The 25,329-nt window shown below is 36.0% G+C and carries 25 protein-coding genes, 2 pseudogenes and 1 riboswitch; of the genes and pseudogenes, 18 read left to right on the forward strand and 9 right to left on the reverse strand.

All coding sequences use genetic code 11. From position 1 onward, the window contains the following. Positions 1-84: 84 nt before the first annotated feature. The gene (locus tag GGQ92_RS04000; protein WP_184244854.1) at positions 85-843 is read left to right on the forward strand and encodes a MerR family transcriptional regulator; all 759 of its coding nucleotides are present in this window, start codon (positions 85-87) and stop codon (positions 841-843) included. Further along, a complete protein-coding gene (locus GGQ92_RS04005) occupies positions 840-1,949 on the forward strand; it encodes a serine hydrolase (RefSeq protein ID WP_184244856.1) in 1,110 nt (369 codons plus the stop codon). The genes GGQ92_RS04000 and GGQ92_RS04005 overlap by 4 nt, the downstream gene beginning before the upstream one ends. A 54-nt stretch (positions 1,950-2,003) precedes the next feature. Here GGQ92_RS04005 and GGQ92_RS04010 read toward each other — a convergent pair whose 3' ends face one another. Together GGQ92_RS04010 and GGQ92_RS04015 are read right to left on the reverse strand one after the other, a co-directional pair. After that, on the reverse strand, positions 2,004-2,444 hold the full coding sequence (locus GGQ92_RS04010; RefSeq protein WP_184244858.1) for a MarR family winged helix-turn-helix transcriptional regulator: 441 nt from the start codon (positions 2,442-2,444) through the stop codon (positions 2,004-2,006). 13 nt (positions 2,445-2,457) lie between these two features. Continuing rightward, positions 2,458-2,937, reverse strand: coding sequence for a glutathione peroxidase (locus GGQ92_RS04015; protein ID WP_184244860.1), 480 nt, complete (start codon positions 2,935-2,937; stop codon positions 2,458-2,460). Positions 2,938-3,184: 247 nt separating this feature from the next. Between GGQ92_RS04015 and GGQ92_RS04020 the strand changes: the two genes are divergently transcribed. Together GGQ92_RS04020 and GGQ92_RS04025 are read left to right on the forward strand one after the other, a co-directional pair. Then, a complete protein-coding gene (locus GGQ92_RS04020; protein ID WP_184244862.1) occupies positions 3,185-3,586 on the forward strand; it encodes a nucleotidyltransferase substrate binding protein in 402 nt (133 codons plus the stop codon). A gap of 2 nt (positions 3,587-3,588) precedes the next feature. After that, the gene (locus GGQ92_RS04025; RefSeq protein ID WP_184244864.1) at positions 3,589-3,921 is read left to right on the forward strand and encodes a nucleotidyltransferase family protein; all 333 of its coding nucleotides are present in this window, start codon (positions 3,589-3,591) and stop codon (positions 3,919-3,921) included. A 180-nt stretch (positions 3,922-4,101) separates the two neighbouring features. Here GGQ92_RS04025 and GGQ92_RS04030 read toward each other — a convergent pair whose 3' ends face one another. Continuing rightward, entirely contained in the window at positions 4,102-5,337 is a 1,236-nt protein-coding gene (locus tag GGQ92_RS04030; protein ID WP_184244866.1) for an MFS transporter, read from the reverse strand. Positions 5,338-5,755: 418 nt separating this feature from the next. Here GGQ92_RS04030 and GGQ92_RS04035 point away from each other — a divergent pair, with 418 nt between their 5' ends. Further along, on the forward strand, positions 5,756-6,178 hold the full coding sequence (locus tag GGQ92_RS04035; RefSeq protein WP_343068757.1) for a YbaN family protein: 423 nt from the start codon (positions 5,756-5,758) through the stop codon (positions 6,176-6,178). A gap of 473 nt (positions 6,179-6,651) precedes the next feature. Here the strand turns inward: GGQ92_RS04035 and tnpA are convergent. Both tnpA and GGQ92_RS04045 read right to left on the reverse strand, forming a co-directional pair. Next, positions 6,652-6,912: pseudogene (tnpA, locus tag GGQ92_RS04040) on the reverse strand (IS200/IS605 family transposase); the annotation flags it as partial. A 299-nt stretch (positions 6,913-7,211) separates the two neighbouring features. Further along, positions 7,212-8,135 (reverse strand): DsbA family protein, encoded by a 924-nt coding sequence (locus tag GGQ92_RS04045; RefSeq protein ID WP_184244868.1) that lies wholly within the window; start codon positions 8,133-8,135, stop codon positions 7,212-7,214. A 295-nt stretch (positions 8,136-8,430) separates the two neighbouring features. Between GGQ92_RS04045 and GGQ92_RS04050 the strand changes: the two genes are divergently transcribed. Next, positions 8,431-8,853 (forward strand): SRPBCC family protein, encoded by a 423-nt coding sequence (locus tag GGQ92_RS04050; RefSeq protein WP_184244870.1) that lies wholly within the window; start codon positions 8,431-8,433, stop codon positions 8,851-8,853. 42 nt (positions 8,854-8,895) lie between these two features. After that, positions 8,896-9,273, forward strand: coding sequence for a VOC family protein (locus GGQ92_RS04055; RefSeq protein WP_184244873.1), 378 nt, complete (start codon positions 8,896-8,898; stop codon positions 9,271-9,273). Positions 9,274-9,337: 64 nt separating this feature from the next. On the opposite strand, the gene GGQ92_RS04060 is transcribed toward GGQ92_RS04055, so the two are convergent. Together GGQ92_RS04060 and GGQ92_RS04065 are read right to left on the reverse strand one after the other, a co-directional pair. After that, positions 9,338-10,522 (reverse strand): amidohydrolase, encoded by a 1,185-nt coding sequence (locus tag GGQ92_RS04060; RefSeq protein WP_184244875.1) that lies wholly within the window; start codon positions 10,520-10,522, stop codon positions 9,338-9,340. A gap of 67 nt (positions 10,523-10,589) precedes the next feature. Then, entirely contained in the window at positions 10,590-11,984 is a 1,395-nt protein-coding gene (locus GGQ92_RS04065; protein ID WP_184244877.1) for an MFS transporter, read from the reverse strand. Between the two features lie 333 nt (positions 11,985-12,317). Here GGQ92_RS04065 and GGQ92_RS04070 point away from each other — a divergent pair. From GGQ92_RS04070 to phnE (GGQ92_RS04100), 7 genes and pseudogenes are all read left to right on the forward strand, one after another. Beyond that, positions 12,318-13,012, forward strand: a pseudogene (locus tag GGQ92_RS04070) (YetF domain-containing protein). An 87-nt stretch (positions 13,013-13,099) separates the two neighbouring features. Continuing rightward, entirely contained in the window at positions 13,100-13,399 is a 300-nt protein-coding gene (locus tag GGQ92_RS04075; protein WP_184244879.1) for a Dabb family protein, read from the forward strand. A 102-nt stretch (positions 13,400-13,501) separates the two neighbouring features. Continuing rightward, positions 13,502-14,017, forward strand: a complete 516-nt coding sequence (locus GGQ92_RS04080; RefSeq protein WP_184244882.1) for a D-lyxose/D-mannose family sugar isomerase — start codon at positions 13,502-13,504, stop codon at positions 14,015-14,017. A gap of 342 nt (positions 14,018-14,359) precedes the next feature. Continuing rightward, on the forward strand, positions 14,360-15,442 hold the full coding sequence (locus GGQ92_RS04085; protein WP_184244884.1) for a phosphate/phosphite/phosphonate ABC transporter substrate-binding protein: 1,083 nt from the start codon (positions 14,360-14,362) through the stop codon (positions 15,440-15,442). A gap of 72 nt (positions 15,443-15,514) precedes the next feature. After that, positions 15,515-16,303: a phosphonate ABC transporter ATP-binding protein gene (gene phnC, locus GGQ92_RS04090; RefSeq protein ID WP_184244886.1), complete on the forward strand. Its 789-nt coding sequence runs from the start codon at positions 15,515-15,517 to the stop codon at positions 16,301-16,303. Then, a complete protein-coding gene (phnE, locus tag GGQ92_RS04095; protein WP_184244888.1) occupies positions 16,296-17,108 on the forward strand; it encodes a phosphonate ABC transporter, permease protein PhnE in 813 nt (270 codons plus the stop codon). The genes phnC and phnE (GGQ92_RS04095) overlap by 8 nt, the downstream gene beginning before the upstream one ends. A gap of 15 nt (positions 17,109-17,123) precedes the next feature. Then, positions 17,124-17,930, forward strand: a complete 807-nt coding sequence (phnE, locus tag GGQ92_RS04100) for a phosphonate ABC transporter, permease protein PhnE (RefSeq protein WP_184244889.1) — start codon at positions 17,124-17,126, stop codon at positions 17,928-17,930. 199 nt (positions 17,931-18,129) lie between these two features. Here phnE (GGQ92_RS04100) and GGQ92_RS04105 read toward each other — a convergent pair whose 3' ends face one another. Next, positions 18,130-19,701 (reverse strand): bifunctional metallophosphatase/5'-nucleotidase, encoded by a 1,572-nt coding sequence (locus GGQ92_RS04105; RefSeq protein ID WP_184244890.1) that lies wholly within the window; start codon positions 19,699-19,701, stop codon positions 18,130-18,132. 224 nt (positions 19,702-19,925) lie between these two features. Here GGQ92_RS04105 and GGQ92_RS16665 point away from each other — a divergent pair, with 224 nt between their 5' ends. Next, complete coding sequence (locus GGQ92_RS16665; RefSeq protein WP_184245408.1) at positions 19,926-22,499, forward strand: endonuclease; 2,574 nt, start codon at positions 19,926-19,928, stop codon at positions 22,497-22,499. Between the two features lie 50 nt (positions 22,500-22,549). Here GGQ92_RS16665 and GGQ92_RS04115 read toward each other — a convergent pair whose 3' ends face one another. Next, a complete protein-coding gene (locus GGQ92_RS04115; RefSeq protein ID WP_184244891.1) occupies positions 22,550-22,876 on the reverse strand; it encodes a hypothetical protein in 327 nt (108 codons plus the stop codon). 94 nt (positions 22,877-22,970) lie between these two features. Further along, a riboswitch (SAM riboswitch) is annotated at positions 22,971-23,073 on the reverse strand. Positions 23,074-23,231: 158 nt separating this feature from the next. On the opposite strand from GGQ92_RS04115, the gene GGQ92_RS04120 reads away from it, so the two are divergent. The 3 genes from GGQ92_RS04120 (at position 23,232) to GGQ92_RS04130 (ending at position 25,321) form a co-directional block, all read left to right on the forward strand. Then, a complete protein-coding gene (locus GGQ92_RS04120) occupies positions 23,232-24,164 on the forward strand; it encodes an aldo/keto reductase (protein WP_184244892.1) in 933 nt (310 codons plus the stop codon). A gap of 435 nt (positions 24,165-24,599) precedes the next feature. After that, positions 24,600-25,028, forward strand: a complete 429-nt coding sequence (locus GGQ92_RS04125; RefSeq protein ID WP_184244893.1) for a YwqH-like family protein — start codon at positions 24,600-24,602, stop codon at positions 25,026-25,028. Beyond that, positions 25,025-25,321 carry a DUF5344 family protein gene (locus tag GGQ92_RS04130; RefSeq protein ID WP_184244895.1) on the forward strand — a complete coding sequence of 99 codons (297 nt, stop codon included), beginning with the start codon at positions 25,025-25,027 and terminating at the stop codon, positions 25,319-25,321. Before GGQ92_RS04125 ends, GGQ92_RS04130 begins: the two co-directional genes overlap by 4 nt. The last annotated feature ends 8 nt before the right edge of the window (positions 25,322-25,329 follow it).

Here is a 25,329-nt window from a genome sequence, read left to right on the forward strand (position 1 = left end):
AATATTTATTTAATATAAAAGCTTGACGCTAACGTTACGTCATGGTGTAGATTAAAAGTAAGAATAGGAGGAGAGGACTGAATCATGGAAGACAAACATTATAAAACGAAAGCGTTTGCGAAGTTAACTGGTGTCACGGAACGTACGCTTCGTTACTACGATAAAATTAATCTATTAAAGGTGTCTCGTTTCGATGAACAAGGTCATAGGCTTTATGGTCCGAATGAAATGTATCGAATGCAGAGAATATTAACCTTAAAGTACCTAGGATATTCACTTACGGACATTAAGGAGTTATTAACATTAACAAAGAAAGATACATTTCATGACACCTTATTGAGACAAAAAGAAATGCTCCAGAAGAAGCAAGAGGAAATAGAATATGTTATCCAAACGATTGAGAGAGTGGAAGCATTAGGAGAAAACAATATTGATCATGACATATTACTAGCGCTCATACATTCATTTCAACACGAACAATACCATAAAGAGATGTTTTCCAAATATTTCACAGAGACGACAATGCAGCAAGCTTTCCTTGACGATAAGCAAGACGAGGAGAAACAAGCAATCGAGCAGAAATTTATCAGCTATTTAAAAGAATTAAAGGAATTACAATCAAATGATTATCAACCAGCGGATAAGGAAGTTCAGCAAATTTTCTCTCATATGTTTGCTGTATTTAACGATATACTTACTCCGCAAGCTTTCGAGGAAATAGCAAATTTTCAAGATGAAGAAAAGCAGAATCTCATGTTATCGTATTTCTCTCCTGAATTTGAAGCATTTATAGCGCAAGGGTTTGAAATTTATGAAAAAGAAAATGAAGGGGTGATCAAGTGATTCAGATTCCACAAGACAAAATAGCACAAGAGCTACGAGGAGCTACAAAACTTAGCTACGCATTGGGGATTGTTACGAGAGAAGGCAAGTTAATCGATGGAGGTATTTATGGGGAAGAAAATTCGAAAATCCCAGTCGAAAATCGTTTTTTCGAAATAGGTTCTACAACAAAAACGTTTACGAGCTTATTGTTGGTACAACTAGCGCTAGAGGGTGTCTTGGATTTAGATGAGCCAATCGTATCCTTTAAACCAGAGTATCGAAATGCACTAACCTATCAAGGAAAGGAAGTAACTTTTCGACATCTAGCAACTCATACGTCTCGCTTGCCTCGTGAAGACATCAAGGTTATTAGAAAAATAATGAAAGAAGACAAGGAAAACAAGAAGAATGTTTATCATCACTATACAAAGGAGCATTTTCATAATTTTTATTTGGAGCACGATCTAAAGAAAGAAATAGGCAAGAAGTGGGGTTACTCAAATATTGGATTTGGTTTATTAGGTAGAGTGTTAAGTGAAATAGTAGGGATGGATTATGAGGATGCAATTAAAACACATATTTTAAATCCGCTCGACATGCATGATACCTTTGTGACACCAGAGCAGAGTCAGGTAGAGCGTTATATACAAGCCTACAATAAAAAAGGAGATAAATTCCCTCCATTAGGATTCGGTTCTATACACGGAGCAGGTGCTTTACGAAGTACAATATCTGATATGATGATTTACTTAGAGCATCAAATGGGACTACGAGAGAGTAGCTTAACAGAAGCAATAACACGCACACATCAAGACCAAAATGTAGAGATTATGAAGAATATGAGAATGGGTCTGAGCTGGTTTATCGAGCAGAAGAAGGAATTGAAATACCCAATTATTCACCATGGGGGCACAACATTCGGCTTTCATACTTATTGTGGCTTTATCAAAGAACTTCAAATTGGTGTCATTATGTTTTCTACAATTCAGTTGAAAGCATGGAGAATTATAAAAATGCTATTGAACTTAGCAAATGGTGTGAATGAAGATGTCGCTTTGTCCGTTTTCAAACAGTATAGTGAAAAGAAAATCTCTTTAACTAATGATATGCGTATGTTATCCTAATCAAAAAAGGATGAAACTAATTGATAGGAATAATCGTTTCATCCTTTAGTATTTTTAATTGCTGCTTCGTATCGTAAGTTTATTTTGAAGTATTTTCAATTGATCCATTAATAGTTGGTATTCATTTAAGTCAATTTGACAAGCTATTACTTCATTTGCGATAGCTTGGTGGATGTCGTCCTTTTGATTGATCGCTTTTTCTTGAAGACAGATCGCAACTTTTCTTTCATCCGAAATCATTCGTTCTCTTTTAATCCAACCATTTGCTTCCATGCGTTTAATCATCGGTGTTAACGTTCCTGTACCTAGATTTAATCGCTCACCTAATTCTTTTAGTGTAATCTCATCTTTTTCCCATAAAGCTAACAGAACTAAGTATTGCGGATAGGTAATACCAAACGATTGTAAAACATTCGAATACAATTTGGTGAACTGACTGTTTGTTTCATAAATAGCAAAGCATAATTGATTGTCTAATGTTAAAAAATTCTGCAAGGCTTTCATCACCTTATCCTAGTTGTTTGACAATGTCTTTTTCTATTTTACTAGGCTTTGTAGTTGGTGCATAACGTTCTACAACTTGACCATTTTTATCGACTAGAAATTTAGTAAAGTTCCACTTAATATCACTGGATAAAAGACCACCTTTGGCAGATTTTAAGTGAGTATATAAAGGATGTTCATTCTGACCGTTCACATCAATTTTTCCAAACATCGGGAAAGAGACACCATAATTTACTTGGCAAAATTCTGTCGTTTCTTCAATATTATCAAACTCTTGGTTATTAAATTGTCCACATGGGAATCCTAAAATTTCTAAACCTTGATCTTTATAATTGTCATATAATTCTTGCAGCTCTTTGAATTGATCCGTTAGTCCACACTTGCTCGCTGTGTTCACTATAAGTAATGTTTTTCCTTCGAAGTCCTTAAGTAATTGCTCCGAACCATTCGTTTTCTCTACTGTAAAATCATAAACAGTTGTCATCAAGCTACCTCCTATAAAATTTAATCGTGTATGATTTAATCGTACACGATTTATATAGAACATACAATGATTGATACCTGCAAAAGTGAAAAAAGATTTTTAGTAACTTATAGCATGCTGTAAATAATACCTGAATCCTTTCGTCACAATCAACATGTATGATGTATAATTAACAGACATAAACCTATCCTCTATGAGAATGTTCTAAAAAAGTTGTAAAAGGGTAAAGATAAATAGGAGTGAGAACATGGATGAATTGAAAGATATTCGTTGGAAACAAAGATTTGAGAATTTTGAAAAATCCTTTCACCTTTTAGAAAAATATTCGGGTACGAGTATAACAAACGAATTAGAACGAGCAGGAATTATTCAATTTTATGAGACCACGTTTGAGCTAGCCTGGAAGGTATTAAAGGATTATTTAGAAGTAGAGGGTTATGTTGTGAAAAGTCCAAGGGAAACCATTAAACAAGCATTTCAGGCTGAGATAATTGAGGATGGACATATCTGGATGGACGCACTATCTAAAAGAAATCTAACAGTGCACACATACGACCAAGAACTTGCAGAAAAACTAGTTTTAGAAATACAACAACATTTTCTACCAATACTCAGACATTTATATGACAAATTATTAAAGGAAAGATAAATATGTTTGGTTTGATTGATAGTGATTTACGTTATATATATAATGCTCTAGCTAAATTCGATGAGATAGAGTGTGCGATTATTTTTGGAAGTCGGGCTATGGGGAACTTTAAAAGAGGATCGGATGTAGATATTGCTATAAAAGGTAAAACAGTTACTGCCAACACGTTATATAAGTTGTCGGATTTACTAAATGAGGTATACCCTTTACCTTATTTCTTTGATATTGCACACTATGAATCCATCTCTAATCAAAATTTAAAAAATCATATCGATATAGAAGGTAAAATCATTTATATGGCTAACTCTGAGAACTATGAAACGTACGGGAAATAAATTTTTGTTATTTAATTTAATTGTTTTGTTCTATTTTCCTTGCTTATAAGTGATAGGGTAAAACCTGTACAAATAATTTGTTTGAAAATCAATCGAAGTCCGATCCTGAATAGGTGGGGACTTCGATTGTTGTTTTTGATAGTATAATCTATGACAGCAAAGTGTTTTTTACCAAACCGTTTATCCTATCTTCTTTGTTGAAGCAAGATCCGAATCATCTATTTGGAAAAATGTTTTAATAAACGCGAAGACAGTTAAAATCGTTGTACTAACCACTATACATAAGATGATGGATAAGGAATATCTATTGATGATAAACCCCATCATTATCACTCCAATTAAATAGGAAGAATCGATGATTGGCATCGTTATACTATTGAATATCCCTTGGTCCTCTTTAGAAATTCTTTTTTGAAGAATTGTAAAATAGGATACAAAAGCTAACGTTTCAAACACAGATGCTACTATTAAAACGGTTATAACAAAACCGACGTTATCATTAAAATTGATCAGTAAAAGAGTGAATCCTTCTAGTATACTTACAAGAGCATAAATCTTTGTTAGGGAGATTCTCCTTTGAAGTTTTATGATTATATTTTGACTCAACACTGCTCCTATTAATGCTCCAAATCCCTGCGAGGCCAAGAGAAATGAATATATTTGTTCTGATTCTCCAAGTAATTCTGCTAATGAAAGTAAATAAATCCTTAAAGCACCTAGAGTAATGGTATAACCGATTGCAGTTATAAATAAGCCTAATAAAAGTTTATCATAGACCAAAAACGTTAAAATCGATTGAAAGATAAATTTGATTTTATTCTTTCTATTATCCTTTTTATCATGTTTATTTAGTGGAATTGCAAGAAGAGCTAATATAGACGGATAACAAAGTATTGCTGAAATAATAAAGGAATGTTCCACGCTAACGAACATTATAAGTAGTCCTGCAAAAAGAGGACCAATAATTTTTGATAACCTTTGAATCCCTATAATAATAGAATTCCCAGCCACTTCCATTCCTTTTGGTATTACATATGCTCTTAATGTTAAGGAACTGGGTGAAGCAATCGCTTGACCAATTCCCAACACAAAGATTAACAACTGAATATGGGATAAATTCGATGTAAAAGGCAAGAGGGCCAGCACGATAGAATAAAAAAACATGACGAATACATACATTTTATGCGGACCCCATCTTTTAATAAGTGTGGCTGTTAGAGGTCCTAATAAGATACTTGGCAACCACTGTAATCCTAAACTAAAAGCTAGTTCTTTACCTATTCCAAAATGCTTATTCAATAATATTGGAGTTAGAGCAGGAATCATCCATGTATTAATTTGAGTTATTAAATATGCATAAATGTATCTTCTAAATACTTTATCTTTAAAAATAGTATGTTTGTCTTTATTAGACATAATAATAATCACCCCGAAGATTTTTTAGTTTCTAATCTTCGGTTTCAATACAATGAGACGTACCAAATCTAACACTCCTTGCTTAATTATAAATTTTTCTTGGCATAAAAATAAGAAAAGGTTTTTCAGTATAACTGCTAATCTTCTATGAAGTCCGATTCTCTATTCTATTCGACATTAGTGAAGCTAATCCTTTAATTTTTATACCGGGGATACACGTACAGGGTTATGAAAAAATTAAAAAAGTATGAATACATAAACTAAGGTAAAAAAGAATATAGTAGATAGGACTAGCTTGTTTAAAATGAGAAATTTAGTGTAATGGATAAAAAGGACAAGTCTCTGACTTTCGCGCCAATTGAAGTGAAAGCAAAAGAAGAACTTTCGGTGGTATAATAGATATAAAGTATAAGGGTAGGTGATTCCTATAAAAAATCTAGGACGTATTCTTTTAATCATAACAGGGTTCGTATCTTTTGGAATAGGTGTTGCTGGAGTCATACTTCCTGTACTACCTGGGGGACCATTTTTCTTATTTGCAGCATATTGCTTTGGGAAGAGTTCAGAGCGAGTAGAGAACTGGTTCAAGAGCACAACCTTTTATAAAGATTATGTAGTTCGAATAAAAGAAAACACGGGGATGACACTGCGTGAGAAAATTAGGATTAATGTGATAGCAGATGCTTTTATTATTTTTTCTGTTATTTATGTAGATTTTATATTTGTAAAAGTTATTATTATTATTTTAGGACTCATTAAGCATTATTACTTTATCAAAGTTATTCCAACGTTGACACCAAAAGAAGCTAAACATGTTAGAGAATCTTTAAGAAATCGGTAATCCATAGAATTAATTATAGACTGGGACAGAAGTAATTTACATAATACAAAATCCGAATATTATACTAAAGCCAAGTCAAAATACTTCGCTTTCCGCAGGCAACTCCTCAACTAATTACAAAAGTTATTTAAAAACTTTTGTTTGTGAGTGTTCGGCGAATAACGCAACATCCTGTTGCAACGCCGAACTGAATTACATCCTGTAATCCCTCGGCTGTTGCTTTTCCTGCAGGAGTCTTGTATTTTGACTTGGCTATTTATATCATCTCCATGATTTGGTTGGACTTTCTTGCTATTTTTTGTGCTCGGCCTCTTTTCTCTGCGGCTGAAAGCCTCTTTTACTGGCCTCGTCCTGAAGGGACCACCGAATGGTTCTCCCTCTTGCACCACATTTACTCACTGATTCTAAAAGAATCCCTTATTGTATAGTGTTTTTTGCCCTGTAAACGGATCAAGCTCTTCAAATATTGTTAATTAGTCCGTCATGTAATCTCCTTTTAGCTAATTCCTAATATATTCAAGTATTTTCTTTTTATTTCTACCTACTGTATCTACTTAGAAACCACAGCAACAAAACTTGCGATTTCCGTATTTATAATTAAGATTGGCGTGATGATCAAATATCATCAAACTACTTTTCCTTTTTAAATATCACATAAATTTAAATACGCTTAATTTCCGTGGGATACTCACTAACACGTGTATATGATTCCTACATGCGTTTGCCTCATGTATAGTGCTTTGCGTTCACATAAATCGAGAGGCGGGGAAATAACTAAACTTACAATATTAAAGGCGAACAATTAAAAAATGAAATATAAATTACGCAGCAAAAACACGTAGACTCCTGCAGGAAAGCAACAGCTGAAAATCCATTACAAAAGTTCAATTGAACTTTTGTAATTAGTTGAAGCGTTGCCTGCGGAAAGCGAAGTGTTTTAGCGAAGTAATTATAAAAAGCATATAAACATAACTGATTCAACGGATCGTTCGGTTTGTAGTATGATTAAATAATTCTGTCCCAGCCTCGTTGATTAATTGGAGGTTGTGAAATAAATTTCTCCTAGGATTTCACTTTTCACATACTGATCTATATTTAGTTCGTTTTCAACAAAAGAAACTAAGTCGGATTCTTCCACGTCATACATAACTTCAATTTCTTTGGCGAAAAGCATCTTTTCTTTCTTTAGTAAGGACGACAAAGCTGGAACTTCTTTCGGTGTTGGTTCTTCGCCAAGAAGTTTTGTTAATCCAGAAACATAATAATCAAACGGTCTGCCACCAACGATTTTTACTCCTTTATTCGCTTCATTTACCATAATAATCGTTGGAAAACCACGCGCACCTAATTTTCTAGTTAAAGTGAAATCCTCATTTAACAACTCATGTCCTGTCTCCTGATTTGCTTCCTCCACAATGGCTTCTCCATTTAAGCCCATTTCATTCACAATATCGATTAAAATTGTTGCTTCTCCGATATTTTGATTGAAAACAAACAAACTTTCTCTTGCTCTACGTAGGTATTCAAACGCTTTTTCCTCGCCATGATGTTTTTGAATAATCTTGTATACACGAGATGGTGGAAAAGAAGATTGTACAGGGTTATCTATCATCAAGGAACCATCAATTGGCATACGATAATGCTCACCGACTTCCCTCCAGTGTCCTGCCACATCAGCTGGACCGTTAATCCCGTTCGCTGGGTCTACTGGTCCGCCGTGCCATTTTTCTAATAAGCCACCCATCACACTCTGGAAATTAAAATAATGTCCATATTGCTTCATAAAGCGGCGAAGTGTTGGTTCAATCGCCCAGCAATGAGAGCAAATTGGATCTGTTACATAGTAAAAATCGATTGTTTTGTTCGGTTCATTCAAATCAATCATCTCCATTTCTGATTCTCCCGGAACACCACATACACCTGTTTCAATATCACAAATTAAATTATTGTTTTTCATTGTATTCCTTCCTTTTCTTTTATTCGGATGATTTTAGAGATTAGGTACGATAAGTCTCCGTTCGGCTACTTGTGTTAATACTTCCCTCTTATCTTCATTAGCATGTAATGTATCTATTTGCTTCTTAATGTTAGTGTAGGGCATAATGAGATTTAAAAAAACCAATAATTTTTGTTTTATGTTGGATATCCAACACATTTGAAAAACTGTCGGAAAAGTTCATACATGATATGTTTTTATTATCTAGAGGGAATACTAACATTCATTAGTTTGGCTATTGGAGGAGGAAATAATAATGAGTATACAATTCGATGTAAGGAGAACGTTGCGAGTTCCTGTAGAGAAAGCTTTTCAAGCACTTCTCGACTTAGATGCAGCAAAGGAATGGATGCAAGGTTTGGTTCGAATGGAGCGATTAGATGAGGGACCAATTAAGGAAGGTAGTGAATGGAAAGAAACAAGAAAAATGTTTGGTACCGAGGCATCTGAACATTTTGAAGTGATAGAGCTTCAAAAGCCAAATAAAATTGTTCTCCGATGTGATGGCACTAAAGGTACAACAGGAAAAGGCGAATTCATATATACGTACACTCTTCAAGAGGTAGATGGTCATTCAGAAATTTTACTATCGGGTGAAATTAATAAACTGACAGGCATGGCGAAGTTTTTTGGAAAAATGATGTCTAAGACATTTGCAAAAGCATGTGCCACGCATTAAAAGTCTACCTTGAAAGAAAATAAAACAAGAGGAGATGACAATATGATTAATAAAATTGGTAAGATTACGGTTTATGTGGAAAATCAAGAGCAAGCTAAAGATTTTTGGCTAAACAAAATGGGATTCGTATTAAAGCTGGAACAGCCAATGGGGCCCAATGCAACATGGATGGAGGTTGGCCCTAATGAAGATGAGTTCACAACATTAGTACTGTATTCTAAATCGTTAATGGAGCAGCAACAACCTACCAAAGTGGCTCATCCCTCTGTGTTATTTACAACTACAGATATTGAAGCAGCGTATGAAGAAATGAAACGAAAAGGAGTAAAGGTAGATGATTTGTTAAGGATGCCTTATGGTACAATGTTTATCTTTTATGACCAGGATGGAAATGAATTTATGCTTCGAGAGGATAAATAAAATAACAGTACCTGGTATAAGAAATACTAACGTTCCAGGTACTGTTTTACTATAGATAGGATTATTAACGTTCAAGATAACTACAAGCAACATGTCCAACTGCCTTTGCAGCTACGAGAATCGCATCTTCATCGATATCAAATTTCGGATGGTGGTTAAAAAATGGCTTATCGATACCTTTTGGTGTACAGCCAATATAAAAGTAGGAGCCAGGAATTTTCTGGAGATAATAAGCAAAATCTTCGGAAGGTGATAATTTTGGAAATTCTTTCACTTCTTTAATATCCTTGTCTTGTATTTCCTTTAACGAGCTAGCAACAAAATTAGTAATTTCTGGATCATTATATAGTGGTGGATAATCTGGTGTGTATGTTAATTCGCAGCTCACACCAAAAAGTGCTTCTATTCCTTGGACAATGCGGTGAAATTCTTCATCGATCACCTTCTGAACATCCTCATCTGAATAGCGGATATCTCCTTCAATTTCGATGCTATCCTTAATGACGTTAAATGAACCTTTTCCATCAAATGAGCCTATGGTAACAACGCCAGCAGACATTGGATTTACTCTACGGCTGACAATCGTTTGTACAGCTGTCACAAAATAACTACCGGCAACGATAGAGTCATTTGCTTTATCTGGTGAGGAACCGTGTCCACCTCGGCCTTTAATGACGAGTTTGAAATAAGTTCTTCCATTAAATGAGTAGCCACTATGGTATCCAACAGTGCCAGCAGGACCCAAAGGTAAAACATGTATCCCAAAAATAGCATCTAAATCATCTAAATGCCCACTCTCCATAATGCTTTTTGCACCACCGGGTGGGAGTTCTTCTGCATGCTGATGAATTATTTTGATAGTCCCTTTAATATCGCTCTTTAACTGGATGAGACAATCAGCGAGAACGAGCAAATAAGCGGTGTGTGCATCATGTCCACAAGCGTGCATGACACCTTCGTTTTTAGATTTAAAAGGGACGTCAGCTTCTTCTGTAATAGGTAAAGCATCGAAATCAGCACGTAGCCCTATCGTTTCTCCATCGTGCGCACCCTTAATGGTTACAATAATTCCATAACCATTCCCTACATTTGTTTGTATATCCACGTCTTTATCTTTATAAAATTCTTCAATATATTTTGCAGTTTTTTCTTCTTTAAAAGAAAGCTCTGGGTTTTCGTGTAAATAACGACGGATTTCAATCATTTCATCTTTCCGCTCTTCTAACAATTGCATTAGCCTTTCTTTCACTATCATTCAACTCCTCTGATAACGATTTTAGCACCTTAATTTTTTCCGTATTTATGTGTAACACAAATCAACTAACTTTCTTTGATTCTCCTGCATCTCGTGGGACAAGTGCAATAATGGATATCAAGGAAAGAATAGCAAAGATAACGTTCGTTATAATCCCAGCAGTTGCAGCCATATTAACAGTACTAAACGCGGCGACCGCACTATAAACGGTAGCGGAAATTGCGATCCCAAAGGCATTTCCTAATGAGCTAGCCATCTTATAAATACCTGAAGCCTCACCAATTTTATTATCAGGTGATGACGATACGGCAGTATCAGTTGAAGGAGTAGCATACATTCCTAGACCTATACCGAATAAGATAAAACCAACAAAAACGGTAATTGTATAAAGCGTGTCTGGTAGGAAGGTTAATCCCATAATAGCAACACCGATTAATGTTAATGTAGTTCCCCATATCATCGGATTTCGTGCACCAATTCGTTGCATAATCTTCTCACCAACACGAATCATAGCAAGAACTGCAACTAGATAACCAATGGAAAGCATTCCTGATTGAAAGGCTGAAAAACCACGGCCTACTTGAACATACGTATTTGCAACGATAAGCGTTCCAGCTACAGCATTTAATAAAAAGTTGGATATTGTGGCACCGGTATAAGGTTTGTTGGCGAACAATTTAAAATCAATCAATGGCGTCTGTTTCACTCGTTTTTCATAGCGAACGAATGCGAAAATACTAACGACGACTATTGCGGCCAAGATTAAGGTAATTGGACTTGTCCAACCAAATTCAGCACCTTGTGTAATGACAATATTTAAAGCCAACATAGCAATGATAAAAATTACGAGTCCACCATAATCAAATTTGAATTTTCCAGTTGTTTCAGCCTTGCTTTCTGGAACTTCTTTAATTAATAACATCGCAAGAATTGAAAAAACAATCGAGAAAATAAATATCCATTTCCAGCCTAAATAGGTTGCAATAGCCCCACCTGCAAACGATGTAACACCTGACCCACCCCAAGAACCAATCGACCAATAACTTAAGGCTCGCTGCCTTTCAGCACCTTCAAAATAAGCTTTCATCAACGCAATTGTCGCTGGCATGATACAAGCAGCAGATAATCCTTGTAGTACTCGACCAATGATTAAGAAAAATGCTCCCTGTGATAATACGAGTAATAGTGAACCAGCAATGTTTAAAATTAAGCCTAGATATGTTAATTTCTTTCTCCCAACTCTATCTGCTAAACCTCCAGCTACTACGATAAACATACCTGAAAATAACGATGTTAAACTAATTGCAATATTTAACGTTTCTAAGTTTATCCCTAAATCCTCTTGAACGGCAGGGACTATATTTACCATGGCTTGTGCAAAGAGCCAGTAAGTGATGACCCCAAACACAATCCCTATAATCATTTTATTTGTACCTTTATATGTTGTTGAACTCATGATGTCCTCCTAAGTAATACGTATATAATTGTTGCTTAGCGATTTTATCGTGTGGAATAGGATTAATATGCACTTTAAGGCAAGTTACTATTCGGAGACGAAAGAGTAGATAACAATGCTTTTTTGATTGAAAGCATGAACATAAAGAAAAAATTACATGTCTTTTATTAAGTAATTACTGAAAATTAATTTAATGGAAAGGGAGGAATTAAGGTTATAGCATAAAAAAATTAAAATAGATAACCATAAGAAAAATTGTGAACCTTCATTAAATACAAAGAATTTCTTATGTGGGAATAATTCATCATGATTTGCAAAAGGCGGTACATATAAATGGGAGTATCAGAATTGATTATTCGAATTGTTATAGGCTTTTTCGCTCTCTATTTGTTAACGAGGTTATTAGGTAGAAAAGAGATTAGTCAAATGACGTTCTTTAATTTTGTATCAGGAATTGCAATTGGATCGATTGCCGCTGATTTTGTGGTCAATCCAAGTACAAGTATCCGTAATGGTATTATTGCGCTAGTTGGTTGGACGTTAATAACGGTTGTACTTGATACCCTCGATATAAAATTTAAATCATTAAGAAGATTATTAACTGGAAACCCTGTTATTGTAATACAAGAGGGTAAAATAATAAGGAAATCGCTTGTATTAAGTCGATTAGATTTAGATTCATTAACAACGATGCTACGTGAAAAAATGTTTTTTCGATTACTGATGTAGATTATGCTATTTTTGAGACAAATGGAAAATTATCGATTCTTTTGAAAGAAGATAAGCAACCAGTAGTAAAAAAAGATATGAACGTTTCGGTATCTCAAAAGATTTATCCGATTCCAACAGAGGTAATATCCGATGGTAAGATTGTAAAAAAGAATTTGACAAAACTAGATTTGGATGAAGCTTGGTTACTTCACGAATTAAAACAGCAAAACATCTCTCATGTTAAGGAAGTTATCTTTGCCCAAGTTCAAACAGATGGAACTTTAGTTACCTACGTAAAAGATCAAATGGAAGCGTAATAGTAACTACTTGATGGGAATGGTTCCATCACCTATAATCAAAACAACACAGACTGATATACAAGACAAGGGAAGAGGCGAAGTAACATGTATGAACATATGGTTTTCTTTAAATTTAATGAACGTTTAACAAAAGACAAAGAACAGGAATTGTTAAATAAGTTAAGTAGTTTCAAAGAGAAAATTCCAGGTATTGTCGAATTAACAGCAGGAATAAACGTTACGGAAGAGACAGAAAATATTAGAGGTTACACATTAGGACTTCGAGTGACGTTTGATAGTAAACAATCTTTAGATGATTATGGACCACATCCTGTTCATCAGAATTTCGTACAAGCTTTGGACGGTGTAATTGAAGACGTGGTTGTCGTTGATTATCCTATTTAAACAAGTGAATAAAGAACCTACATACACGACACTAGCAAAATAATAACATGCTGGTGTTTTTAGTTTTATTAGCTCGGTAATTCACGTGGAAGGGTGAAAGATATGAAAACAGAAACAGCAAAACAAAAAACAATCGATATGTTAATGGAAGCAGGATTTGTATTGACGGAGGAAGAACAAGAGAGAGTGGAGATTGCTGACTTCGGCTTGAACCGGTTAGAAAAGGAAGGATTACAGCTAATTACGTATGAAAATAACGACTATTATTGTGCAAAGGAGCTTGTTTTATTTCCAAATCAAACTTGTCCAGAGCATAGACATCCGCCAATTGATCACTCTTTAGGGAAGCAAGAGACGTTTCGTTGTAGAAAAGGAAAAGTCTATCTATACGTAGAAGGCGAAGATGCTGCGGTCATACAAGCTAATTTGCCTAGGGAAGGGAAAGAATTTTATACCGTTTTTCATGAAATTATCCTACACCCAGGTGAGCAGTATACAATCCCACCTAATACACTCCACTGGTTCCAAGCGGCGGAACAAGGTGCGATTGTTTCAGAATTTTCAACGACAAGTCGTGATGAATACGATATTTTTACTAATCCACATATTAGACGGTAACCTTGAGAGAAATATATTGATGGTGAAAAATTGATAGAAAACTAATAGTGTAATAGAAACTGTGAAGATAGAGCCTAGAGTTCTTTCTTCGCAGTTTTTTTACATGATAGGAAAGCATAAATTTTCAACATAGAAGTCATTCAACGTAGTAAAAATTAAAAGTTCCAAGTTTAAGTACAACTAAGGCGATCGCCTACGCAAGGCTTGATGCTAGCCAAGTTTTCTTTATGTAAATTCAGCATCATAATTCTTAACAAAACGTTTACCGGTAGTTACCAATTACTTAATATTTTTACATTACACTGTAATAAGTACCAAATAGCTTGAGAAAGGAAGATAACATTGAAAAAGCTTTTATTACTATTGGTGGTCAGTTTACTAGCATTTTTGTTAGTAGCATGTGGAGATAATACGGAAGAGAGCTCTACAAATGAAGATAAAGAAGAAGTAAGTGCGTCAGAAACAGAAACTTCAGAAGAAGAAGAAGAAGCAACTAACAAATCAATTGACGAGCTTTCGATTGGATTTGTCCCTTCTAGAGAGCCAGAAGAGATTATAACGGCAACAGAGCCTTTAAAGGATTTATTGATTGAGGAAATGGCAACATTGGGATATGACATTGGCGAAGTAGATATTACGGTTGGTACGAACTATGAAGCTGTAGGTGAGGCATTATCTGCTGGGACAATGGATATTGGCTTAATTCCAGGTGGTACATATGTATTGTATGATGACGGAGCGGAAGTTGTTTTAACAGCAACACGTGCAGGATTGAGTATCGACTCGGACAATCCTAAAGATTGGAATGACAACAAACCAACAGAAGCATCTGACGAACAAGCAATTGGATATCGTGCGCTAATTATTGCAGGACCTTCAGAGAAAGGACAAGAATTAGCTGAAAAAGTGAATAATGGAGAAGAATTAACGTTTGATGATATTAACAGTGCATCTTGGGCTGTCATGTCAACATCTTCACCAGCAGGCTATATTTATCCTGCTATCTGGATGGATGAGAAATTTGGTAAGACGATTACAGATCTAGAAAATGTCGTGCCATCTGATTCTTATGGTAGCTCTTTTGCTAGACTTGCAGCTGATCAAATCGATGTGATGGTTACGTATGCGGATGCTAGACGTGATAATGAAGAAAGCTGGAGTGGTGAAGGAACAATTTGGGATGATACAAATGTAATTGGTGTAACACCTTCCATTTATAACGATACAATCAGCGTGAGCAAGAATTCAGACAAGATGGATGATGATTTAAAATCGGCAATCCAAGAGGCCTTTATTAATATTGCACAAACAGAAGAAGGTAAAGAAGTTATTGCTATTTATAATCATGAAGGCTATCAAGAAGCACAAGCTACCGATTACGATGATGAACGAAAAGCACAGGAACTCGTAAAAAGCTTAAATTAATATAGAAAAATTAGATTCGATGAGAGCATCACTTGTGGATGTTCTCATTTTCATAGATAGGAGTATTTATAGATGATTGAATTTATCAATGTTGGTAAAACATATTCAAATAACGTCAAAGCACTGCAAAATATTAATCTGCAAATAGATAAAGGTGAATTCGTGGCGATTATTGGTCTTTCTGGTGCTGGGAAATCCACATTGATTCGCTGTATCAATCAAATGCATGATATTACAGAAGGATCTCTCGTAGTAGATGACGTGGAAGTGAACTCACTAAGAGGGAAGGAGATTCGTAAATTTAGGCAACGAATCGGTATGATTTTTCAATCGTTTAACCTAGTTAGTCGAATCTCTGTATTAAAAAATGTGCTCGTATCCTTTGTTCCAGAGCTCCCATTCTGGAGAAAGATAACGGGAATATTTACTAAGGACCAAAAAATTAAAGCATTGACTGCTTTAGATAAGGTAGGAATCCTTGATAAAGCCTATGTCCGGGTTGATCAATTATCCGGTGGTCAGCAGCAACGTGTTGCATTAGCTAGAACATTAGCTCAAAATCCCGATATTATTTTAGCAGATGAACCAATTGCATCCCTAGACCCAATCACAGCTAGACAAGTAATGGACGATTTTGCAAGGATTAACCAAGAGACCAATATGACGATCATTATTAACATCCACCATGTCGAAATCGCGCTTGAATATGCGGAACGAATCATTGGTGTTAGAGAAGGACAAATTGTATTTGATGGCAAGGTAGAAGAAGTAACAAAAGATGTTCTCCAACACATATACCAAGGTGAGACGAAGGATATCAAAGAAATTCAGCTGGAGGAAAGGAAGAGAAATTATGTATGATAAAATTTTTCCTCCTGCAAAAATTGTGCTTCCTAATGGTAAAATCGTGCAAGAGAAAAAGTCTCGTACACCTATTATTCTAGTACTTTTATTAATAGCGACGATTCTCTCGATTCGATTTACTGACTTTGAGATGAGTGTGTTACGAGATAGATGGCACCAATTCTTTGTTATTGTTAATGAAATGATTCCACCAAATTGGGAGTATTTCGACCATGTCTGGAAACCATTAATGGATACGATTAAAATGTCACTACTCGGTTCATTGTTAGGGTCGATTGCTGCCGTTCCTGCGGCTTATCTAGCATCATCCAATATTATGAATCGAACCATCGCTAGTATAAGTAAATTCATTCTCAGTATTTTGCGTACACTACCTACCTTGGTCACTGCGCTAATTGCAACGTTTATATTTGGATTGGGGACACTTGCTGGAACAGTTGCTATTTTTCTGTTTACAGTTGCCTATGTAGGAAAGCTTCTCTATGAACAGATTGAGAATGCAGAAATGGGCTCATTTGAAGCAATGGAATCAACAGGTATGACAAGGCTGCAAAGCTTTCGTTATGCAGTTTTTCCACAAGTTTTACCTAATTATTTGTCTACATCGTTATTCTGCTTCGAAGGGAATGTCCGTTATGCTGCCATACTTGGTTATGTTGGTGCGGGTGGAGTCGGGCTCTTACTACACGAAGGTTTAGGATGGCGAGATTATGCGAGTGTTGGCATGATTTTACTCATGCTAGTAATTACCGTTTTCATTATTGAACAAATTAGTGAACACTTCCGTAAAAAGTTAATCTAAAGGAGTTTACATACGATGGATGCATTAGAAAAACAATTATATGCTTCACCACGAAATTTGCGCTATTTAATGACAGTAGCTATTCTCCTTATCGTTTTATTTGTTTGGTCACTTTCTGCTATCAATCTTAATAACTTTGAACAAAGCGGATGGGAAGTTGCTACTAGTATTATCACTGGTATCCTCCAACCGGAAACAGATTTATTATTTAATTTTACAAGTAAAGGGGTTATGTACTTACTAGTAGAGACGATGGCGATTGCCTTTCTTGGAACAATAGCAGGTGCATGTTTGGCTGTCCCGCTAGCATTTTTATCTGCGTCTAACGTTGTGCCAGGCCCAGTTGCATGGTTAACGCGAATACTATTAATCTTTATTCGTACAGTTCCAGCGCTTGTTTATGGATTAATGTTTATCCGTGTCGCAGGACAAGGTCCATTTGCAGGTGTATTAACAATTGCGGTAATATCGATAGGAATGCTCTCCAAATTATTTGTCGATGCGATTGAGGATTTGGATACTTCTATTCTTGAATCGATGACTTCAATTGGCTGTAGTACATTTGAAAAAATACGCTATGGAATTCTCCCACAGCTATTTTCTATGTTTTCGTCTATTATCATTTACCGATTTGACATGAATTTAAGAGAAGCATCTATATTAGGCCTTGTAGGTGCTGGAGGAATAGGTGCACCACTCATTTTTGCGATGAATTCTTATCGATGGACAGAAGTTGGCGCTATTTTAATTGGTTTGGTCGTCTTAATTCTACTAGTAGAATTCTTTTCCAACCGAATCCGAACAAAACTAGTACGTGGGTAAAGAAAGAAGCTGAGACTGTTTATCGTGTCTCAGCTTTTTCGTGTGATAAAATGTACGACGGTTTATAGCACGTTTTCACAGTCCATAGCACACCTTCGACAGTTCATAGCGCCTATTCACAGTCTATAGAGCACAAGTGACAGTCCATAGCGGACCATCCACAGTTCATAGAACCCACGCCACGGTCCATAGATAAAAACTAAACTACTACCTTAAAGTTAGGATGTATGGTCGCTTTAATCGTCTCGTGTTTCTGTATGTATTCACATATAAGTTCTACCATATCTTGTCTAATATCCTTCACAATAGGCTTATCTTTAAACATATCAAAGTCGCCACCGCCACTAGCGCGATAGTTATTCATTACAACATGATAACTCTTATCCATATCGAGCGGCTCTCCTTGAAATGTTATATCTTCTACCCTCTTACCGAAAGGGTTAGAAACACGAATTGTATAATCAATCCCTTCCCACATATCATAATTATAGTGTTGTGGTTTTGGATTAATAAACTCTGGATTTACCACAATGTTTTTTTCACCATCTAAAGAAAAATAGGCGGCGCTTTTTTCAAGTGCTAATTTAATATCCTGTCCCGTTAAAGAAAGGACAACAAGTGTATTAGGATAAGGATAATTTGAAACGATATCTCGCATTCGAATCGTTGCTGGAAATCCTTTCGCCTCGTTGTTTAATAAAGAAGTGACCGATATAGGTGCTCCACTAACATCCATTTGGACTCGTTGGATGAATTCGATAAAGGGATGTTTTTGAAGGCGCGCTTCGTGTGGATTACGTATTAACATATCTCCTTCAACAAGGCCCATTGGCTTATCTAACCATGCTTGAGTCGAACTTTCTAACAATTCCATATCTTTTAATAAAACAGAATCAGCCTCAACGCCTTCTACAGAATGAACATCCGCTGATTTATTTTCTATTCTCCAGCCTAGCTCATCGTCCTTCACCATTTCAATCGTGATTTCTCCAAACGTTTGTGCATTATTACCAGGTTGAATGACGAGGCAGTCATTTACCATACCGGTCAAAATGCGATGCTGGTGACCAGTTAAAAGTACATCAATCCCATCTATCGTACTAGCCATTTCATATCCTTGATTCTCGCCAGTTAAATTTTCCGTTACTTCTCCTGTTGTAACATCACGTTCGAAGCCACCGTGGTAGGCAGCAAGTAATACATCACAATCTTCACGAAGCTCTTGTACCCAATCTTTCAATGTACGATAAGCATCCGCAAAATAAATACCTTCGATATGCTCTGGTTTTTCCCAATTTGGAATATAGTGTGTAGTAACTCCAATGATTCCTACTTTTATTCCGTTGGATAAAGTTTTGATGATATAAGGTGGTCCGAAAAATGGTTTCCCTGTTTCTTTATCTAATATATTGGCAGATAGCCAAGGATAATTAGATTGTTTCATCGCATCTTGTAAAATGGACAGGCCAAAATTAAATTCATGATTACCGATTATTCCAGCATCAATATTCATTTGATTCATTATAGAAATCATAGGATTAGGTTGATGTACATGCTCCTTAACATAATGTGTCATGAGCGGAGTACCTTGAATGAGATCGCCATTATCCATCACAATTACAAACTCATTTTCTTCCCGAATTTGTCGCACAGCGGATGCATATTTAATGAGTCCGAGTTCAGCTGGTTCATTCGTTCCGTAAAGAATAGGTAAAGCATGCCCATGAATATCACTCGTATACACAATTTTAAGCGTTGCCTTCTGGTTCAAGTGGTATCATCCTTTCTATCTTAAGTTTATCAAAGAAGTTGTCCACTGAATGTAAAGTTTCATTTACGATTATGAAATGGATAAAGTTATGTCGCTTCAACAATATTTACCTATAATTTACAGTGTGGTAAACGTACATACATATTTGATTGTTATATTGAGAGTGTTCGATAAAACAATGAAAGAGGAGGATTTTCTTGAAAAAACATCTACAAGTATTTTGGATGCTCATTGTAACAATCTTCATTAGTTTTACTGTTATTCCCAATTTAACCTATGCTGAAACAATGGATGATCCAGCTCCTATCATTCTACCTGATTCTCCTAATGGTAAGAAGGTACTGTTCGACAATACACATGGTCAAACTGCTGGACAAGCTGACTGGGTCATTGACGGCGCGTTTTCTGATTTTGCCGAAGCAATCGCAGATAATGGATATGAGGTAGTAGAATTTAGAAAAAATAGCCCGATGACATTAGAAGACTTGGAACCTTACGATGTCTTTGTTATTCCAGAGGCAAATATTCCATTCAAGACAACAGAACAAGAGGCGATGATTGATTACGTGGAGAATGGGGGAAGTATTTTCTTTATTTCCGACCACTATAATGCAGACCGCAACAAAAATCGTTGGGATTCATCGGAAGTAATGAACGGTTTTCGTCGTGGTGCCTATGATAATCCAACAAAAGGGATGTTTGAAGCTGAAATCAATTCTGAAGCAATGCAAGATGTGGAAAGTTCTGATTGGTTGAGTGACAACTTTGGTATTAAATTTCGATTTAATGCACTGGGAACAGTAGTAGCCAATCATGTAGTAGAACCAGCTGAAACTTTTGGAATTACAGAAGGTGTTCAGGAAATCACGATGCATGCTGGTTCAACACTTGCTATCACCAACCCTGAGTTAGCAAAAGGAATCGTATTCTTGCCAGACGGTCTCGATGAAAGTGACAAATGGGGACCTGCTGTAGATGAAGGAATCTATCATGGCGGCGGAGTCGAGGAAGGTCCATATGCAGCTATTTCCAAGCTGGAAAAAGGGAAAGCAGCATTTATTGGTGATTCTTCTCCGGTTGAGGATGCTACACCGAAGTATCGAAATGAAGAAACAGGACAAAGAAAAACAACGTATGATGGTTTTACAGATGCAGATAATGCTACATTGCTATTAAATATTATTGATTGGTTAGCAGATAAAGAAGATTATAAAGATTTTACAGAAACAGAGATTCCGTTAGATGATGTTTCACCACTTCTAGATAAAGAAATACCGGAAAACACGACAGAACCACAACCTGAACCATGGACAAATCCACAGGAACATTATGATTGGTTTGATCCATCTACTTTTGCACCAGGTTCATTTGGGTCATCAATAGATCCAGTTTCGGAACCAGAATTCACCTTAAACTACAACGATGTATTACCAAATAACGAAGCCTTTACGATAGAAATAATCGCAGAAAATCTCGCGCCAGGTCAAACAATTTCTGGTTACAATCTAGGTATTTACTTAGATGGTGGACAACAAATTGCAAAGGTACAAAATGAAGATGGTAGTTGGCCAGCTCAGTACGGATATAGCAAGGAATTTAACCTAGAAGCAAATAGTGAAGGGATAGCCTCAAAAATACTTACTGTCCAAGTAAATGAAAATGCATCTGGAAATGCTAATGTACGACTTCGCCAAGGAAAAACTAACATTAAAACACAATCAGCTCTAATCGGTGAAGTGACAAATGAAGAGCCTTCAGAGCCTATTAGCATTAAGCAAGCTCGGGAATTAGCGGATAACAGAACAGTAGAAGTCGAGGGTGTTATTACAACAAAGCCGGGTATTTTTGGTGGTAAAGGATTCTATTTACAAGATGAGACTGCGGGTATATATGTTTTTCAACATGCTGATGCTTTCGAGGTCGGTGATAAAGTTAAGGTAAAAGGAACCACCACTACGTTTCAAGGAATGAAGGAAATAACGGATGTTCAGGGTATAGAAGTTGTCGGAAAAAGTGAGCTACCGTCCTTTCAAAATATCCAACAAATCGACGAAACCAATCAAGGTGAGCTAGTACGAATGGAAGGTGTTATCGAAAATATTCAATCGTATTGGAATGCATTTGAATTTGATTTAAGAAATGGAGATCAGGTAACAAGAATCAGAGTAGATCAACGTACCAATTTCTTATTCGAAGAATTTACGAATAATTTTGAAGAAGGTGAAGAAGTCACTGTCTCAGGAGTAGGTTCGATATTTGGAGATACGTATCAATTACTAGTAACCCAAGCAGACGATGTTCAAAAGACGATATCTAACCCACCGATAATCGGTGACCTGATAGATTTCACATCATTTCTCATTACAGAGACGTACCAAATACCTGTTAGTGTAAATGATGAAGATGGTGATTTACAAGAGGTAATTATCGAATTAGACGGAAAAGAAATGAATGATATGATTCACATTTCTCCTTTAGAATTTACACCGGGTACGTATGAACTTAAGATAACTGCAAAGGATGAAAAAGGGAATATAACAGAGCGGACATTTACAATTGAGGCACAGTTAACTACTTCAGAATTAGATGAGCTAGTGGAGCATGGTGAGGACCTAGAGTTTCTAGATAAAAAAATGGAACAACGTTTATTAAAGAAAGTAAACGACATTCAATCAGCTAAAAACATTCGAGCCAAACAAGGAAAATGGAATGCTCTTACGAATCAAATTAAAGCTCAACTTGGGAAAAAAATTAAAAAAGATTATATTCACTTTTGGGAAGTGCCGGCAGACTTTTAACTTATCCAAGGAAAGCAACGGAAAAAAAAGTCCGTTGCTTTCACTGTATTTTATGGAAACACATAATCTAGGTAATTTCCGTTTTTATCTTTCCATTCTAATCCTTTTTCTTTAAGTTGTACCCATATGTAGCGATCTAAGGAGTAAGGAGATGCAGACTGTAAATCTTTTAATCGATTTGCGGAAATCGGTACGTTGATTATTTTTTTATTGTTTTGCACAGAAATAATAAAGTCTTCTTGTTTGAAAACTTGAAGTTGATAGGACTCATCCCACTCTTGCAGTTGTCGTTCCAATACCCATACGACATGTTCTAAAAATCTCTCGGTCTCCATGTTTTTGGCCATGTAGCCACGTATAAATCCTGTTGAATTCAATAGTATCTCTCCTATTTGTTATTTTCAATAGGGTTCAAGACCAATGAAAAGGCCCTTTGCTACGAATGAAAGTAGACAAAGGGCATGAGCACCGTCGTTATCATCCAAAGCAAGCTTTGCTGGTGGGAGCACCTTACCTTTTAGGCAGGTTGCCGTGAAGTCATAGAGCCAGGACTCTCGTTCACTCTTGATAACCATATTGAATTAGTCTAATTATATCATATGAAAGACAAATAATGACAAATTAAATAAAAATTTATAGAAAAATTTACAAATCATTAAGTTTTTATCACATGCTAATACGTGCTAGCATGTAGAGGAAGGTTATTAATAAAAAAATAGGAGACGTGAATAAATGACACAGAGAGTAAAACTAGGGAAATCAGATTTATTCGTTCATCCGATTGGTTTAGGTGCTAATGCAGTTGGTGGCCATAACCTTTATCCTAATCTTGATGAGGAACAGGGAAAGGATGTTATTCGTCAAGCAATCAAAAGTGGAGTTAATTTCATTGATACAGCGTTTATTTATGGCCCAAAACGATCTGAGGAGCTTATCGGTGAGGTTGTGAAAGAAACCGGTAAACGAGAAGACCTTGTCATTGCTACGAAAGCAGCTCATCATATCATAGATGGTGAAACCAAAATTGATAATTCGCCAGACTTTTTAAGGCGATCCGTTGACGAGGCGTTAGTACGGCTTCAGACAGATTACATTGATTTGTTTTATATTCATTCACCAGACGAGGATACACCGAAGGCAGAAGCTGTCGGTGCCCTACACGAGCTGAAAGAACAGGGAAAGATTCGTAGTATTGGAGTATCTAACTTTTCCATCAACCAACTAGAAGAGGCAAACCAAGATGGTTATGTGGATGTTCTTCAATCTGAATATAACTTATTCAGACGTCAGGCAGAGGAAGAGCTACTTCCTTATTGTGTGACAAACAATATATCTTTTGTTCCATATTTTCGACTTGCCTCTGGATTATTGACCGGGAAATATAGTGAACAGGATACTTTCGACGATTTACGCAAAAATAACCCATTGTTTCAAGGTAATGCTTTTAAAGAAAACTTACAGAAAGTTGAACGGTTACGAGAAATTGCGGTTGAGAAAAAAGTGGAATTAACCCATCTCGTACTAGCATGGTATTTAACACGAGATGGAGTAGATGCGATCATTCCAGGAGCCAAAACGGCTGACCAAGTACAAAACAACCTGAGTACATTAGATGTTAAATTGTCTCAGACAGAAATTAATCGTATTGATAAAATTTTTCAATAAAAAATGAGTGCCGAGCTGCTATAGCTCGGTTTTTTGCACGTTAAAAAGTATAAAATTTCTTCAATGGAGTATATCGCCGCGGCAAAATTATAGGTTCAAAGTGTAAATGCAACTAAGGCTGTTGCATCTAAAAGCTTAGCGCTAGCCAAGGTTTTTTATATGGATGAGATAGAAGGAAATTTCTGTCCCTATTTGTCGCATAGGAAATTCATCCGATGGGATAAGTCTTTAGCTCTATTTGCAATGAAGAGTCTTCTTTACTTTTTAATAATTTTGGTTCACCCTCATATAAGTCCTTTCTATTAGGAAAATAAAGTAACCTCAAAATAGTAAGGATATTTTAACCATTTTTGTTAAAAAGCCTTTTACTTCGCATGGTTTCTGGTATATTTTAAATAGGAAAAAAGAGGATTGGTTATAAAGGAAGTGATTTAAATGTCAGATTGGAATTTTCTTAAAGACGCATTTGCAACTATCTCGGATCGACAAGACGAAATTGATGAAAAGATTCAACGATTAAAACAGGCAAAAACCGCAATAGAGACTGAGCAGGATGCAGCACTTAAGGAAATTAAAAGAATCTATCAACCTTCCTTAAACCGTATGTGGGAAGGAACAGATGGAGAAGATTATGACTCTGCACGTCAAGATGCCTATGAATCAATGCAAAGGTATATTCGACAATATGATTTTCATCTTATGGAAATTGATAGGAAAATACGTCAATTAGAGCTTCAGAGGGGCGCTTTAGACGTTACTAGTTCGATTGCTCGTAGTGCGCAGTATTTTCTTGAACAGGGAGAAGAGATGGCAAACGTGGCGAGTACACAAATCAATAAGTTAAAAGGAAGGTTATTCGGATGAAAGCGGCACTTAAAGGTATCGGTTATGGTGGGGGTCCTGAAATTAAGCTAAAGTTCTATGTAGTTAATGCTAAAGTGAATTTAGCACAGGCTAAGTTAGCTGGACTTGAGCTTCCACAACCAACACAAAGTATTGGGAAGAATTCTCTCAAGTATACGAAGGAATGGAAAGAGCGGGAGAAGATGATTCATCAATTTTTAAATCAATATAGAGATGCGGTTGAAAAAAATTTAAACGATACAAAAGAAAATTTGAGAAAGCTAAAAGAACAGGATGAGGTTCTAGGTAGATAGGAAGGAGG

Origin of the sequence: Gracilibacillus halotolerans, from assembly GCF_014206945.1 — a bacterium.
In the GTDB taxonomy this organism is placed as follows: Bacteria; Bacillota; Bacilli; order Bacillales; family Amphibacillaceae; genus Gracilibacillus; species Gracilibacillus halotolerans.